This window comes from Psychromonas sp., from assembly GCF_983033635.1.
The window spans coordinates 35416-51754 of the sequence record NZ_CEZLMY010000007.1 but is presented as its reverse complement, the minus strand read 5'-3'; the positions used below and the strand labels follow the sequence as shown (position 1 = coordinate 51754).

15 protein-coding genes are annotated in these 16339 nt (G+C 40.6%); 10 read left to right on the top strand and 5 right to left on the bottom strand.

What is annotated here, in order from left to right; all coding sequences use genetic code 11:
* Positions 1–196: 196 nt before the first annotated feature.
* Positions 197–3517, top strand: coding sequence for an alpha-amylase family glycosyl hydrolase (locus tag AC4GME_RS01955; RefSeq protein ID WP_490378944.1), 3321 nt, complete (start codon positions 197–199; stop codon positions 3515–3517).
* A 533-nt stretch (positions 3518–4050) separates the two neighbouring features.
* Positions 4051–5154: a hypothetical protein gene (locus AC4GME_RS01950; protein WP_490378212.1), complete on the top strand. Its 1104-nt coding sequence runs from the start codon at positions 4051–4053 to the stop codon at positions 5152–5154.
* Here AC4GME_RS01950 and AC4GME_RS01945 read toward each other — a convergent pair.
* A complete protein-coding gene (locus AC4GME_RS01945; RefSeq protein WP_490378211.1) occupies positions 5151–6503 on the bottom strand; it encodes an SLC13 family permease in 1353 nt (450 codons plus the stop codon). The two genes, AC4GME_RS01950 and AC4GME_RS01945, sit on opposite strands and share 4 nt — an antisense overlap.
* A gap of 158 nt (positions 6504–6661) precedes the next feature.
* Between AC4GME_RS01945 and AC4GME_RS01940 the strand changes: the two genes are divergently transcribed.
* On the top strand, positions 6662–6907 hold the full coding sequence (locus AC4GME_RS01940; protein WP_490378210.1) for a hypothetical protein: 246 nt from the start codon (positions 6662–6664) through the stop codon (positions 6905–6907).
* Between the two features lie 338 nt (positions 6908–7245).
* On the opposite strand, the gene AC4GME_RS01935 is transcribed toward AC4GME_RS01940, so the two are convergent.
* From AC4GME_RS01935 to AC4GME_RS01925, 3 genes are read right to left on the bottom strand one after another with little or no spacing between them, the layout of a single operon-like run.
* Complete coding sequence (locus AC4GME_RS01935; protein ID WP_490378209.1) at positions 7246–8700, bottom strand: glutathione synthase; 1455 nt, start codon at positions 8698–8700, stop codon at positions 7246–7248.
* 17 nt (positions 8701–8717) lie between these two features.
* Positions 8718–8843: a hypothetical protein gene (locus AC4GME_RS01930; RefSeq protein ID WP_490378208.1), complete on the bottom strand. Its 126-nt coding sequence runs from the start codon at positions 8841–8843 to the stop codon at positions 8718–8720.
* Between the two features lie 9 nt (positions 8844–8852).
* Positions 8853–9053, bottom strand: coding sequence for a class II glutamine amidotransferase (locus AC4GME_RS01925; protein ID WP_490378207.1), 201 nt, complete (start codon positions 9051–9053; stop codon positions 8853–8855).
* A gap of 202 nt (positions 9054–9255) precedes the next feature.
* Between AC4GME_RS01925 and AC4GME_RS01920 the strand changes: the two genes are divergently transcribed.
* From AC4GME_RS01920 to AC4GME_RS01910, 3 genes are all read left to right on the top strand, one after another.
* Positions 9256–10323: a permease gene (locus AC4GME_RS01920; protein ID WP_490378943.1), complete on the top strand. Its 1068-nt coding sequence runs from the start codon at positions 9256–9258 to the stop codon at positions 10321–10323.
* A gap of 111 nt (positions 10324–10434) precedes the next feature.
* Positions 10435–10743, top strand: a complete 309-nt coding sequence (locus AC4GME_RS01915; RefSeq protein WP_490378787.1) for a hypothetical protein — start codon at positions 10435–10437, stop codon at positions 10741–10743.
* A 338-nt stretch (positions 10744–11081) separates the two neighbouring features.
* On the top strand, positions 11082–11375 hold the full coding sequence (locus AC4GME_RS01910) for an ArsR/SmtB family transcription factor (protein WP_490378786.1): 294 nt from the start codon (positions 11082–11084) through the stop codon (positions 11373–11375).
* A gap of 380 nt (positions 11376–11755) precedes the next feature.
* Here the strand turns inward: AC4GME_RS01910 and AC4GME_RS01905 are convergent, their stop codons facing one another.
* Positions 11756–12151, bottom strand: coding sequence for a nitrous oxide-stimulated promoter family protein (locus AC4GME_RS01905; protein WP_490377259.1), 396 nt, complete (start codon positions 12149–12151; stop codon positions 11756–11758).
* A gap of 86 nt (positions 12152–12237) precedes the next feature.
* Between AC4GME_RS01905 and yoaA the strand changes: the two genes are divergently transcribed.
* From yoaA to AC4GME_RS01885, 4 genes are all read left to right on the top strand, one after another.
* Positions 12238–14160, top strand: coding sequence for a DNA repair helicase YoaA (gene yoaA / locus AC4GME_RS01900; protein WP_490377260.1), 1923 nt, complete (start codon positions 12238–12240; stop codon positions 14158–14160).
* A 107-nt stretch (positions 14161–14267) separates the two neighbouring features.
* A complete protein-coding gene (gene tsaB, locus AC4GME_RS01895; protein WP_490377261.1) occupies positions 14268–14981 on the top strand; it encodes a tRNA (adenosine(37)-N6)-threonylcarbamoyltransferase complex dimerization subunit type 1 TsaB in 714 nt (237 codons plus the stop codon).
* A 28-nt stretch (positions 14982–15009) separates the two neighbouring features.
* Positions 15010–15309: a hypothetical protein gene (locus AC4GME_RS01890; RefSeq protein ID WP_490377262.1), complete on the top strand. Its 300-nt coding sequence runs from the start codon at positions 15010–15012 to the stop codon at positions 15307–15309.
* A gap of 38 nt (positions 15310–15347) precedes the next feature.
* The gene (locus AC4GME_RS01885; RefSeq protein WP_490377263.1) at positions 15348–16133 is read left to right on the top strand and encodes a hypothetical protein; all 786 of its coding nucleotides are present in this window, start codon (positions 15348–15350) and stop codon (positions 16131–16133) included.
* Positions 16134–16339: the final 206 nt, after the last annotated feature.

Below are 16339 nucleotides of genomic sequence, written 5' to 3'. Positions count from 1 at the left end.
GAGTCGTTTTAACGGATTATTCCGTCTTTCAAAAATCTTTATCTTTTAGTGAAGTCCTTTAACTTCGCTCTATACAGCGTTTGCTGTATATCCAATATAGCAATAGATATTAACCAATAAATTGATGTTTGTTGCCTATTAAACAAGCAATAACCATTGTGGTTGCTGCTTTAACTTAGTTTTAAAAGGAATTAAAATGAACAAAGCATTATTGTTTGGTTTGTTTGCGGTTTCGCTATCTGCTCAGGCAGAATGGGATTTTCGCGGCACACCAAATGGCTGGGCCAGTACAGCACTAGAGTATGTATCTGCAAGTGAATACCAGACTTGTCAGACTTTTGGCAGTGATAACCCTCGCTTTAAAATAGATCGTTATGGCAATTGGAATGAAGCATACCCAAGCGCGGATTACACTGTTTCGGCTGGAACTTACCTGATAACTTTTAATAGTGACAGTAAAAATATTCAAGCTACCCCTGTTGCCAGCTGTTCAAGCAACCAAGCCCCAATTGCGGCTATATCTCCTGCAACTGCGCAAACAGTGGATGCGGGCACTAGCATTACTTTCAGTGCATCAGGTTCAAGTGATGCAGATGGAACTGTTGCTTCTTATAACTGGAGCACAGGCGCAACAACTGAATCTATTACGGTAACATTTGAGAAAAGCCAGACGGTTACACTACAAGTAACAGATGATCAAGGCGCTAGCAGTAATACAGCAAGTGTTGATATCACCGTTGCGGGAGAAGAGCCTTCTGTATGGTGTTTACGTGGCACGCCTAATGGTTGGGGACAAACGCCTCTGCAATTTAATTCTGCAGCGGGCTTATATGAGCTAAATCAGGCGTTTGCGGGAGAAGAGACTCCGGCGCGTTTTAAAATTTCAGCTTGTACAGCTGATGGAAGCTGGGGAGAAAACTATCCAGCGGAAGATTTCACGGTTGCTGATTATACTAGCTACGCTATTAGCATAAATGCTTCTACTTATGAAATCAAAGCCGTTGTAATTCCTGACGTGACAAAACCTGAGCTGGCTATTACACCTGCAAGTGGTGACTTTACGACAGATAGCCTGAATGTGACATTAAGCTACAATGGTGTTGAAGTGACAGACAGCCGCTATTTAATTGGTGCGGGTGATGTGAAGCAGGGAACTGTTTTCAGTAATGACGATATTATCGTTGTGGGCTCAGATATCACTATCGGTGAATCTGTCGAGCTGCAGGTTTATGCTGTAAATGCACAAGGCAGTACAACAGAAACTTATGTTTACAACAAAGTTGAAGTACAGGAAACAGGTTTCAGTGTCTGTGTTCAAGGATTAAATCAGCCAACTATTCACCATTGGAGCGCGCTACCTGCAGGTTCAACGGCTAACTCCGTTTGGCCTGGTGATGCGATGACTGAAATTGCTGATGGCTTATTCAGTTATAGCTTCACAGAGAGTGATTCAAGTAATCTTCTTTTCAGTGAAAGTGGCAATAACAAAACGGATGATTTAACGCGCGCTAGTGATGGCACCTATCATGTTGCTACGAGTAGTTGGACAGATGGTTGTGAGGTTCCACCTGATGATGCAAAGGTTAGCATTGATCCTAATGGTGGCACATTCTCAAGTGACAACCTAACGGTGACATTGCATGCGACAGGTGATGATGTAACAGGCGGTCGTTACACAATTGACGGCAGTGATGCTGTGAATGGTGTTGCCTTTACTGATGGTGCGGTTATTACGATTGGTGCGGAATTGGCAATCGATCAGTCAATGCAAGTTTGCTTATGGGCTGAAAATGCTGATAGCAGTGACAATGAATGTTCTACTTTCACCAAAGTTGCTCCAGTAGCTGCATCTGATTTCACTTGGGATAATGCAAGTGTCTACTTTGTAATTACCGACCGTTTTAAAGATGGTGATTCATCTAACAATAACTCTTATGGTCGCCCAAGCGTTGATGCTACGGGTAAAAATATCGGTACTTTCCACGGTGGTGATATTGCCGGTCTAACTGAAAAGCTTAATGCCGGTTACTTTACTGATCTTGGTGTTAACGCTATCTGGATAACCGCACCGTATGAACAAGCTCATGGGTTTGTTGGTGGTGGTGATGATGGTGATTTTGCCCATTACGCATATCACGGTTATTACGTGCAAGATTACTCTAACCTTGATGCGAATATGGGAACGCCAGCTGAATTCAAACAGTTTGTTGATACCGCCCATAGTCAAGGTATTCGCGTGGTAATGGATGTGGTAATGAACCATGCGGGTTACAACACCTTAAAAGATATGCATGAGTTTAACTACGGTTCAACAACTGCGGGTGAATACTGGACACCAAGTGACGGCAATTGGTTTGGCTATCACAGCAGTATTAACTATGATGGCGATGAATATAAGTGGCTTAATTGGTGGGGTAAAGATTGGGTACGCGTAGGCCTGCCTGGTTATGATGCATGTGGTGGTGATGATCTCACTAAATGTTTAGCCTATCTGCCAGACTTTAAAACAGAGTCTACAAAAGCGGTTGGCATTCCACCATTCTTAGCGAACAAAGCAACCTTCGGTCAAGGTTACTTAAGTAACTACCAGGCACAAGGCACTAAACGTGTTCGTGATTGGATCACTGAGTGGTTAGTTCAATATGTCAAAGATTACGGTATTGATGGTTTCCGCGTAGATACCGCTAAGCATGTAACCTATGACAATTGGTCAAACCTTAACTATCAAGCCAAGATTGCATTGAATGAGTGGCGTCAAAATAATCCAAGCTTACCCGGTGCGGATTGGAATGATGATTTCTGGTCGACAGCGGAAGTTTGGGGACATGGTGTTGGTCAGTCGGATATCCATACAACAGCTAACTTTGATTCAGTGATTAACTTCGGCTTTAAAGGCGCAATCGACGGTATGGTTGCAAGTGCTGATAGTATGCTGAATCAATTTGCCAGTTATGCAGGGCAAGTGAATAGCTCAACAGACTGGAATGTACTGAGCTATATCTCTAGCCATGATACGGGAGCTGTTTATTACAATGGGGATGATTCACGCCAAAAACGTGCTGGTACCGCTTTACTGTTATTACCAGGTGGTGTGCAGATTTTCTATGGTGATGAACTAGGTCGTTATAATGGTGACGGCGGCAGTGATGCGGACCAAGGCAGCCGTTCAAGTGTTGACTGGAGCCGAGCGAATAATGCGATTCATCAGCATTGGCAGAAAGTTGGACAATTCCGTCGCGATAACCCAGCCGTTGGTGCAGGTCAGCATACAACGCTTTCTGGTCAGTCAAGCGGTAAAGCCTTTGCCCGTAGCTGGACTAATCCAGTTTCTGGTGTGGTGAATAACGTGGTTGTTGTGCTTGATGGCGCTGGAACGGTTAGTGTAAATGTTGCGGGTTATTTTGCTGATGGTAGCAGCGTACGTAATGCTTATGATGGTTCAATCGTAACAGTGAATAATGGCTCTGTTAGCTTTAATGCAGGAACTGAAGGTTTGATTCTGCTAGAAGCAATGTAAGTTAATAAAATGAGTTAATTCATAATTACTCGTTCACTACTAATGCCGTTCATTTCATTTGAACGGCATTTTTTTTGCCTTTATTAAAGTAATCGTAAAATATCTTAGTCGAAAGTCAGATAGCGCAATCGGGAGGGCGTTTTTAATATTTATACCCATGTTACTTCAAGATGCAAAATCAGCAAGCCAAATTGTACTTAGGTGCTAGGCATAAAATTGAAGTATAGTTATTCTACATTGAGATTTTATAACGACGCAGATGAGTGCAATTTGGCTTGCCCTGCGGGGGCTCAGCTCGAAAACCAGTATTGCGTTACAGCATTCGATAAGGGAACAACCATTACCCTCATGCTGTGCCTTATTCTGGTCTCCGAGCTGAGTCCTGATAAAGCACTTTGAGGTATCATGGGTATAGACGTTGACCTGTCGTACTTAACAATGACAATCTATACGGCAAAAGATTTTTAACTGATTCGAACAGCTATTGTTTTAAGTAGAATTTTACTGATTGCTATCATTAAGGAAAATAGGCCATGGAACAGCAACGCCAACAAGCGCAACAAGCATTTGTCGACAGTGAACAGAATATAGAAATTGGCACCTTACAAGGTTTACCTTTTACATTACAACAGCTTAAAAGCACAACGGCTGGCTCAAGCTATGTAGTGGAAACGTTTAATTCAGGCCTTACTGCGGTGGTTTATCATTTGCACCTTAATGGGCAAAACTGGACCCTAAAATTAAAGCGTCCGGTTAGTCTGGTCAATAACGTTGACGGGCAAACCTCTTTTTTGAATGAAGTTCAGCGTCGCCGAGATTTAGTAAAACTAAAACAAGATAACCCGGAAAACTTTAAACATATTGTCGATACTCAATTTGCTTCTTTTAGAGACGGTATTATTCTTTCTCCTTGGATAATGGGGGAACCATTAACGATCTTAAATCGACAGATATTCCTGCAAATTTTTTCTACGATAAATAATCTTGAGCTCAGTGGCTTATTTGAGTGGGATTTCTGTCCGGGTAATATTCTGCTTGATGGTCAAAATGAGATAAAACTGTTTGATTTTGGCTATATGTATCAGTTTGATCCTACAAAGCACTTTAATAGTAATGGATTAAAGACACCATTATTTCATGGCATAGAGCGATTTGAAACGCGTTTCTTTTTTGATTATTTACTGAAAAACACACTCAATTTAAGCAGTGATGCATTGTTTGATTTATATAAAGTTGAAAAACAGAGTGCTTTGCAGGCTTATCAAATCAAATTAGCCAATCTTATCGAGATAGAGGCTAGTAATGAAGTGATCGCTCGACAGCAGGCAATTAATCACTGCTGGCAAGTTGCATTGTCAAGTGATAATGCTTTACAAGAACTCTATCTGCTTGAAAGTTACCGTTCAAATCTACTTGATCTGCTTGATGATCTGCACGGTCAATCCTGCACTCCCTATACGCTTAAAAAAGCGGACTTTATCTTGAGTTCGCTTGAACAGCACTATGATAAAATTGCGGCGGATGGCGGTTTCTTTTTTGGTGATGAGCATTTATCCAAAGCAGAACTTCTTAATAAATACAGGCAATTCCGTCAGGATGCTGAGCGTTTTCAACTTAAAAATCAAAGCGCTGATTAGTTGATAAAATAGCGCCAATAACCATAAGCAAATATTGAAACGAGCAGAATGCCAAGTAGATTTAATAACAGACCATACTTCATCATACTGCTCACTTTTACTGCGCCACTGCTCATGGCGATTGCATTGGGCGGTGTGGCAATCGGTAACATAAACGCGTAACTGGCACAAATCGTTGCCACCATCATCAGTAATCTTGTGTCTAAACCATTTTGCTCTGAAAGTGCATAAATAACAGGGAGTATCATTGATATAAGAGCTGTATTACTGGTGATTTCGGTCGAAAATGTAACTAAACAAGCGATTAAAATGATAAGTAATGGCGCTGGCAGCTGGCTGAAGTTTTGCAGAAAAAGCGCAAGTTGGTTGGCTAAACCAGAACTGGTAAAAACGGCTGCAATAGAAAATCCAGCACCAAACAACAAGATAATTTCAAAGGGAACCTTTTTCATATTTTGCCAATTGAGGATATTGAACGGCGGTAAAAATAGCAGTAAACCCGCACCTAATAATATGCCTTTTTCATTCAAGCCCAATCCTGCGTAGTAGGGTTGTATCGGAGAGTTGGCAAATAATAAAAGGATCAAGCTTATTAATATAGTCGCCACTTTTTTTTGCTCGACTGTGAGCGGCTTATTTATTTGCAGGTGATGTTTATCTAACTTCTTACCTTTTGTTCCCCATGAAAGTATCCAACCCAGTAGCAAAAACATAATGATAGCTAAAGGAAGCAGTAGCATTACCCATTGTGCAAAAGGAATGCTTTGCAGTTTTAAATCATCAAATATACCGTACAGTATTAGATTCGGTGGCGTGCCAATTGGGGTGATAATGCCTCCTATACTGGCGCCATAGCAGAGTGCTAACGCAAAACGTTTTTTTAATGCATTGTCATCGGATAAAAACAGTACCAGTGGCATTAATAATAAACAGCTGGTGGTATTAGATAAAAAGGCGCTCAGGCTACCTGCTGTTAATGCTAACGCGTAAATCATGCCGCGCACGGTATTTGGGAAAATCTGCAATATTTTATTGGCAATCACTTTATGGAGATCTGTTTTTTCAACGCCAATCGCTAATAAAAATCCTCCAATAAAAAGGAAAATAATAGATTTACTGTAATTGCTGGTCACCACATTAGTTGGCATCAAATCAAACATAGGAAATAGCAGAATTGGGAATAGTGAAACTACCCCAAGTGGTAAGGCGCTATTGCTCCATAAAATCACCAGGAAGCAGATCAAGCCTAGTGCTATAGCTTGTTCTGAGGCAAGCCATAAATAGGCAAAAAAATACAGCATAAAGGCGAAGATAACCGCGCTAAAAATTTTTATTATATTGCTATTCATAATCTCCACTCAACAAGTAGAACGCAACTATAATATTAGTGTTAACACAAATATTATTGAGCTGGAAAATATGTTTTACATCAAAAAAACTCAAGAAACATAAGTAAATGCCGATAAATTAATTAGAAATGTTAATTAAGATAGATTTAGGAGGAGATATGAGTCAGCATCTGATCATCGATTTCATCAATCGAACTTATGTTTTTAAGCCCTTTAATGATGCAAAAATTGTTAATCATAAACTTATAAAGTATCAAGGCTCTAACCGTAAAAATAATGTTTCTCCTGAAGTGTTTGCAGAAAGCACCCATGCTCTGCATAAAATTCAAGTTAAAAAAATAAAAGAAGAGAAACCGCAAGATCAAGATGTAATAACGGATAAGCATGTTGATATCACTGTTTAATTGTATTAGTTCAGACTACATTTAATAATTTTCAACTCAGGACTATATCAGTTCTGACATCTCACTCGCTCATATGGTTGCTCGTTTTCGGGAAGAAGCGAGCGTGGTTAAATTTTTGCAAGATCTAGCTGGGCTTTTATATCATGCATACTTTTTCAGAAAGCGTGCGTTACAAATTCATCATCCCAAGTCGGTATGGGCACAAAAAAACCTTAGAGTTTTCGCTTCAGTTTGTGCCACCGCCTATTACTTTTTGTATCTCAAAAACAGATTTCTATTGACCGGAACGATCAATTCACCAACGAATCAGTAAGAGCGCGCTTTGCCACCACTCTGTGCTAGTTTTTTTGGGGTACTCCAGTTTCAAAAACCAGTGAATCTAATACGCCCATCCCACTATGAACTCCACCCTCGGTGATCGTCGAGGACTTGCTACGAATTAAATATCCAGCGTAGCCTTCTTCTTCAACTGCTGGTTTTCCATCTATATGTACAGTAAACATACCTATTTCACTGATCAGATCATCCACTTTAGAAAGCTCTCCTTTTCTCACCAATAAGGCTGTGTTAGCTCTTGGGGTCGGATACAGGCGGCGCATTAACGACCATGCCTGATACTCTTCAGGTTTTAACCTCTGTAATGTCGGTAAAATATCCTCTGCGAACACACAATGCCCGCCACCTTCACCTTGATTTTTTAGTACCCAATCTAAAGATGAATGTTCACTGGACCAGCTCACAGAATCTTTGTTTACAGGCAACATTTCACCTAACAAGTTTTTAACCGATTGAGCTTCGTCCTGTTTCAAACCAAACTGAGTAAGGGATTCTGTGCTCATAGAGGTAAGTAACATCTGTACTCGTTTACTCGTTGCAAGCTGTTGACTGACCGTCGCATTAACTGCCACACGATGTTTTTCTATAAAAACTCGAGTCTGCATTAGAGCGTCACAGCATACGCGGCTGATAATGTCACTGGCGGCATAGTCTTCATATTCATAACCTGCACGTAAATACACACAGTCAATAGGGCCAATACCCTCTAATATCAATCGGTCATCCTGACCAGTCGATAATTTACCGTATAACTCACGGAACGTCCGTCTCACCGTTTTGATACCTTTGTCCTGCAGTGCGAGTTCTAGCAGATGTTGATCAAAAACATTATCCTCATTTGCTTGAACAATCATTAAAAAGACAGCGAGACCTTCGTCGCCTGACTCTTGTTTGATTTGAAACGTCGCATCAGCAATACTTTGCGACAGTCGCTCAATCGCAGGGTTGCTGATAAGCTCCCCCTCTTCAGCGCTCGACCAAGTGGCATAAGTATCAGGCCACTGAGTTCGCAGGTAACGATGCAGTTCGTGAATTCGCTGCCCAAATGGGCCCATACCTGCTGCGATACCATTAAACTCAATAAGTTTGGGGCCATCTTTAGCATCATCCATAAAATCGCTGCGCATAATTAAAAGAGGTAAGCGAGGCGCTTTGCGTGCACCTTTATGGATCTGACGGTGCATACCTAACAATGCGCCAAAAAACGCATCTCCAGAAGCAACCGGACTAATGGCTTCACGTAGAAATAGCTGATTTTCAGATACATAATGAATCAATTTACCAAGAAGAGGTACTGTTGATTTTAAATGTTCAAAACGCTTCCTATTAATTGAAGCGGGAGTAAAACTAAAAGCGACGTGACTTGCCGACTGTGGTGTGATTTTTAAAGCAAGACCTTGCATTAGTGCCCACTCAATGGCGTCTTGAGTTGCTTGTTTAGTTGTTAATTCAATCATGATGAATCCTTTTAAAATTACAAAACCGATGTGCTAAACATGCAACTGATACAACGACCATTTTTAAAAAAATGTGTATAGTCGTTAACTTCAAGTTTATGCCAACTTTCATCCGTTAATGGTTGAGTTACAATTAATGTCATTACATCCTTCTATTGATGGATTTCCGCTAAATTGCACGTTCCTTTACCTTCAGCGAATTGCACTTCTCCAAAAGGGGCTCTTCGGGTGGTCCAGACTAATTTGCTACCACAAAACGCCATCAAAAACTTACCACCCGTGAGCTGCATATTGAAAGCACCAATCGAATTAAGATAAGTCGCCTTTCCCCACAGACATACCAGACTTACCATGCTTCACAAAAGTGTAAAATGGATAGTCTTGCAGACTTCCCCAATACTTTTAATGCTTTAGAGATTATTTTGTTATCACTCATAATAATGCACATTTGTTAATTCGGCTATTCTAGAATAATGGCTTGACAAGAAAAATTATTCAAGCAATACTTCGGTATATCTAGTAATAACGCAATCACGAAGAGGTTAAATAAATATTATGAGTCCTGAAATCTTAACTATGGCCAAAGAGGCTCTAGACATGTTCGCTTTCTTAGCGACAGAATTAATTATTCTTTTTTTAGCCATCAGCTATCTTGTTGGTGTACTACAAGAGTTTATAACACCCGAAAAAATCCAGTCGATCCTGAGCTCACGCAAGGGAAAAGGCTATATCATCGCGGCGCTGCTTGGTGCTATTACTCCATTTTGCTCCTGCTCTACCATCCCATTCCTAAAAGGGCTGCTTAGAGCAAGGGCGGGTTTTGGTCCGATGATGGTGTTTTTATTCTCCAGCCCTCTGCTTAACCCCGTCATTATCGGCCTGTTTGTCGTGACCTTCGGTATTAAAGTAGCCGTGTTCTACTTCCTTGTCGCAATCATTGTGGCAGTGACGTCTGGTTTTGTGCTGGAAAAGCTGGGATTTGACAAATATGTAAAACCAGAAGCGTATGAAAAGGCTGAAAGCTCAAGCTGCGGCACATCATGCGGTTCTAAAAAAGAACAAGCGGCAACGTCTTGCTGTAACAGCGCGCCAGAGCCAGCAACCGCATCATGCTGTTCAACAACTCCTGCGATGGCCGCGGCTTCATGCTGTGACAGTGCCCCAGCAGCAACATCTTGCTGCGATAGCGCTCCCGAAGTAAAAGAAGAAGACAATCGTTGGATGCGTATTTGGCGCTCAACTTGGAAGGATTTCAAACAGGTTTTCCCTTACTTGTTGATGGGTATCACATTAGGTGCATTCATCTACGGCTTTCTCCCTACAGATTTAATAGCTGAATATGCTGGTGAAGGTAACTGGTATGCCATTCCAGTAGCTGCTGTTATTGGTATCCCATTATACATTCGAGCTGAAGCGGTTATCCCTTTAAGTGCGGCTCTGGTTGCAAAGGGCATGGCTTTAGGGCCTGTAATGGCACTGATTATCGGTAGCGCCGGCGCGAGTCTGACCGAAGTTATCCTGTTGAAATCAATATTTAAAAACCAAATGATTGCAGCATTTCTAACCGTGATCCTGGGTATGGCAGTTGGTGCCGGTTATCTTTACTCCTTTATATTTGGCTAATCATTATGCAATAAAGGCCGCCAATTGGCGGCCTTGTTTTTTGTTCAGCACAATGGCTGCTGTTACATCATTTAACTATTCCCATATCATAAATATTTCAAGGTGTTCGTTATGTTAAAAATTAAAAGTTTAAGTCTAATTGCTGCATTTTTATTATCTGGCTCTGCTCTCGCTGGAATTCAGGTTACTGATAGAGCACAAGGTGCTTGGGTGCGCGTTACTGATAACAATAAGCCCTCAGTCAATGCCAAAGTATCAATAATCAACTCAGCGATGCAAAGTGAAACGTACTTTACTGATGATAAGGGTAAGGTTTATATTCCGATAACAGCACCTTTTACACATCACATTAGATATCTCGCAATTACAGAGGATGGGACTGAATTTACCAAACCATCATTCCATTCTAGGGATAAGTAATACTCTAGCCGCCTTCCAAGAAGGCGGCCTGATTTGGGATAGTGTCGCTCTCTTAAAATATACCTAAGAAGATAATTCAACAAAAAATGGTTGTGTCGTAAACTGGAACAGATTCGTCTCAGCATTACATCGAAGCCGGCTCTGATCGCAAATGGGTTCAAGTCTGCTTTAATTGATCACTTCATAACCTAAAGACTACTTCTTATATCGCTATATTCTAACCAGTCCTTGATCCGCAACTGTGAGATCATGAACAGAGTCCCCTTCAGCAACGAATCATTGGCGCGGCAAATAGATTTCTAGTAAGATCGAAATACAATTCTCAAAGAGGCAAAACTATGGACATTGATATTGTTGCTAAGGCATTGAAAGAGTTAGGACACCCGACTCGATTAACGATTTATAAAAGCGTCGTTCGCGCAGGCTATCAAGGTGTTGCTGTGGGGGGGGTACAAGAAAAGCTGGGGATTCCTGGTTCAACACTCTCACACCACATTTCAAGCTTGGTTTCAGCTGGGCTAATTTCGCAGCGCCGCGAAGGTCGTACTCTTTTCTGTGTTGCAGAGTTTGAAAAACTGCAATCAGTGATTGGTTTCTTACAAGATGAGTGCTGCATTGATGAAGAATGTTGAATCAAACATTCTTTTATACACAGCCCGATTTGTTCATAACTTAGCAAATGAATAGTGACATTCAATGCTTAATCTTCAAGATGTGTCACTCATATTGTTATCCAACAACATTATAAGAAAGCAGTTAAAACAGTGAGAAACCCAAAGAGTTCACCTCTGTAGATCACTATAGGGGCATTTACGAGCTGGTTTAACCAGCACGCTTTTCCTGAAAGCATGCACAAAGCTCCGCTCGCAATGAAGCTATCAAATATTGCGCAACGCTCGTTATTGGGAGAAAGCGAGCGTAGATTTGTCAGATTAAGTTGCGCCTAGTAGACTGAACTGCCAGATCTAGTCTGAACTAATACACGCTAGGGCTTTGCACAATAATCATCGGCTTATTTATCCGCATTACGAATATGGCGATTTGACGCTTTATTAGGGATGCTTGTTGGTACCGCACGCTTTTCGGCAAGTAGATGTTTTATCGCTAAAATAGGATGCTTTAATAACATACGCGGGCCAGCATAACGCATGATCTCTTTTGCTTGCTGACGCTGCTGTTGTTTATAACAATGAATCGGACATCTGTTACAGGTTGGTTTATTTTGACCGTAAGGACAACGATCTAACTTTTCATTGGCATATCTTATAAATTCAGCGCATTCACAACAGGGTACAGATTTTCTTGTGCTGTTATGATGAGCTCGGCAATAAATATTAACCATCGCTTTGATGGTCTTAAATTCGCAGCCCAGTTGGTCTGGTAAAAAATGCGACTTTTGTTTATCCATATTCATTTACTCTTATTAATTCTTGCTAATTGACGTAGAATACCCTGTGTTAACCTTTAATCATATTGCGATAAGAGTGTATTGTTTTGATCTCATCTTTTTTTTCCCCCTCTGGTGCGTTAAGCCAAAAGCTGCCTCATTTTATATCGCGTGATGCGCAAGTTGAGATGGCGGAAGCGGTCGCGCATACCATCAAAAGCAAACAAAATTTAGTGGTTGAAGCTGAAACGGGTACGGGTAAAACCTTCGCTTATTTAGCCCCCGCACTGTTATCCTTTGATAAAGAGACATCTTCCAAAATAATTATTTCAACTGGCAGCAAAGCGTTACAGGAACAACTGTTTTTAAAAGATCTGCCGATACTTGTCGAAACTACCAATTTCACCGGTACAGTGACGTTATTAAAAGGACGCAGTAACTACCTGTGTAATGAACGTTTAAATCGCTTTATGTTAGAAAGTAAACATAAGGAGAAAGCGCTGCAGATAGAACTGGTGAAAATTAAAAATTGGGCACTCTCTACAAAAACGGGTGATATTGCCGAAATAGATAATTTAGCCGAAGACGCATTTATTATTCCTGCTATCACCAGTAGTAATGACAACTGCTTAGGACGAGAATGTCCAAGTTTTGATGACTGTTTTATTGTTAAAGCGCGTAAAAAAGCGATGCAGGCTGATGTCGTTGTGATCAATCACCATCTATTTTTTGCTGATTTAGCGGTCAAAGAAACCGGTTTTGGTGAACTGATGCCGGAAGCTGGCGTTTATATTTTTGATGAAGCGCATCAATTGCCTGATATTGCCAGTTTATATTTCGGCGAATCGCTCTCTAGCCGGCAGCTTATTGAGCTTGCAAAAGAGATTGACTTTGTCTATCGCACAGAAATGCGTGAAGCAAAACAGATGGCAAAAGCGGCTGAACAGTTACGTATCAGTGTATTGGATTTTCGTTTAGCCTTTGCGATGGATAAAGGTACAGGAAGCTGGCGAGAAAAGTCTAGGGAGCGGGTTATGCAGCTTCATGTACAGCGCTTGTTACAAGTGATGGATTTTTTAAAGGAAGTGATCTGTGAGCTATTAGGCAAAAGTGACGTGTTAGATCATTGTTTCGAGCGGCTAAATCAGTTTACTTTACTGTTTAAAAAACTAAATAGCGTTAATGAAAGCGGCTTTAGTTATTGGTTTGATTGTACGAAACAGCATTTTTCATTAAATATAACCCCGTTAAGTGTTGCGCAGCGTTTCCAACTAGAATGTCAGAAAAAACAAGCGGCTTGGATTTTTACCTCAGCGACTTTATCGGTAAAAGGGCAGTTTAACCATTTTACCGAATTATTAGGTCTGCAGGATAGTAAGTGCTTACAATTAAGCAGCCCCTTTGATTACGCTAAGCAAACCCTGTTTGTGGTACCTAGATTATTGCCTGAACCAGGAACGCCAGGACTTGCAGATAAATTAGTCGAACGCTTAGCGCCCGTTATCCGCGCCAGTAAAGGACGCTGTTTCTTTTTATGTACCAGCCACGCAATGATGAATCAGTTAGCTATAGGATTCAGACAAACACTAACCCTTCCTGTGTTATTACAGGGAGAAAAAAGTAAACAAGCTTTACTCGATGAGTTTGTCAGTCATGGCAATGCACTATTAGTTGCAACGGGAAGTTTCTGGGAAGGTGTTGATGTACGAGGACAAGTTTTATCTTGTGTTATTATTGATAAAATTCCGTTCAGTTCACCTGATGAGCCGTTATTAAAAGCACGAATAGAAGATGCACAGTTAAAAGGTCAGGATCCCTTTGCACATGTACAGTTACCGCAAGCGGTTATTACCTTTAAACAAGGGATCGGACGTTTGATTCGAGCTGAGCAAGACAGGGGCGTGTTAATTGTTTGCGACAGCCGTTTGGTGACGCGTAAATATGGAAATTTATTCTTGAATAGTTTACCGTGCATGCCTCGTACCAGATCACTTGAAAATGCGATAGAATTTTTGAACGCGATTGATTGAATCATTTACTGTGCATGGCTATGTAAAGTCATCTACCCGCTGTTTAGAAAATGCGATAGAATTTTTGAAATAAATTGATTAAATATTAAAATATAAATAGGCCAAATATGTCTAAAGCGTTAAATGTTTTATGTGTAGATACTTCAACTGAAGCGTGTTCAGTTGCAGTGCTTTGTTTGACAGATAAAGAACAGGTTATTAGTGATCAGTTTATGCTGGCACCACGTGAACATACCACCAAGATCCTGCCAACTGTTGAGAAAGTATTACAGCAGTCTGGTTTAACACTTCCTGAAATTGATGTAGTTGCTTATGGTCGCGGACCGGGCAGTTTTACAGGGGTTAGAATTGGCATCAGTATTGCACAAGGTTTAGCGTATGGTATCGAAAAGCCGATGGTGGGGATTTCAACATTGCATGCGATGGCGCAACAAGCTTATAAAACTCAGCACGTTACTGATGTTTATGCAGCTATTGATGCGCGTATGGGAGAGGTTTATTTTGCTCATTACCAGCTAGACAATAAGTTAATGGTATTAGTTGATGAAGAAGTAGTGATTAAACCTGCCGATTTATTGGCGCTTGAGTTAAACGTAAAGAAAAATGCAGTTTTAGTCGGTTCAGGTTGGGCGGCTTATCCTGAATTAGTTGAATACTTTGAAGAGGCATTACAGCTTGATATTGAATTTCCAAGTGCAAAATATATGTTAGATCAAGTTGTGAGTTGCGTAGAAAATTCTTTGACAGTTTTACCTGAATTAGCAACCCCGGTATATTTACGTGATAAAGTGACTTGGAAAAAATTACCAGGCAGAGAGTAAATTATTAAATTAATAGTTTGGATTATTAATGGCAATACAAAATAATACAACTTTAGTAACAAAAGCGATTCATACTGGCAAAACGGCGATTCCCAAAAAATCGTCAGTAGCCAGTAGTAGTGAAGTCGCACCCGTAACAAAAAAAGCCAAATCCGCTGATTTTTCAATGATCCTTTCTGAAAAACAGAAAGACTCTATCCATCAAACTCTCGGTTATGATCAGCCTAGTTTTAAGCAAAGAGGGGCATTAGATGCCTACCAGCAAGTTGCAGTTCAAGAAAAACGCGAAGCAATCATCGATAGCATGAGCTTTCATTTCGTCGTTTAACCCCTTCATATTTTATTTGCCAATATCAGGTTTACGTTATGCGTCGTTTTGTTGTTTTAGCGCTACTGCTTACTAGCTTTTCTGCTTTCTGCCAGCCATATCATATTAACTTAACCTCGCAACAAGCGGACGCATTGGGGCAGCTGATTTGGAAAAATGAAGGGCAGCAGAAGTTACAGCATCTAACCACATGGAATCGTGGTGAAAACTTCCCATCACTTGGTTTAGGTCATTTCATCTGGTATCCAAACAAGGAAAAAGGACCATTCAAAGAGCAATTTCCGGCATTGTTAGCATATTTTCAAGAGCGTGGCATACAACTGCCAATCTGGCTTACTAAAACTAAATTTGCACCATGGCAATCACGAGAGCAATTTTATCATGAGTTTAATGATCAAACGCTTAGTGGGTTAAGACTGTTCTTGAGCGAACATCTTGATGTGCAGGTTAAATTTATTGTTTTGCGTCTCGAAACTGCAATTCCGTTGATCCTTGCTGATTGTAATGAGCAACAAAAAAGTAAAATAAATTATCATTTAAGCCAGTTGACCTCGACAACAGCAGGGCTCTTTACGCTGCTTGATTATGTCAATTTTAAAGGTGAAGGTTTATCAAAAAATGAACGCTATCAGGGGCAGGGCTGGGGGCTTAAACAGGTTTTATTAACTATGCCTGAAGAATATAAAAATCCGCTACGCGCTTTTGGGCTAGCTGCTGATGAAGTGTTAACTAGGCGGGTAAAGAATGCCCCAAGGGATGAGTTTCGTTGGTTAAAAGGTTGGCGAAGCCGCGTTCATGCTTATCAACATATTGTTGTTGAATAACTGCTTAGTTACTTGCGATTAATAGTTTTATTATTTCTGTTTTTGTAGTTCACGTTTATCAGATTAAAGGTACAATACGCTCGTTTTTTCCTATTTACTTCATTTTAAGGGTCTTTGCTATGTTTTACCGAATTATGCGCAGTTGTTTATTTATGTTAAATCCTGAAAAAGCCCATGATTTAACAATAAAGCTGCTTAAATTAACC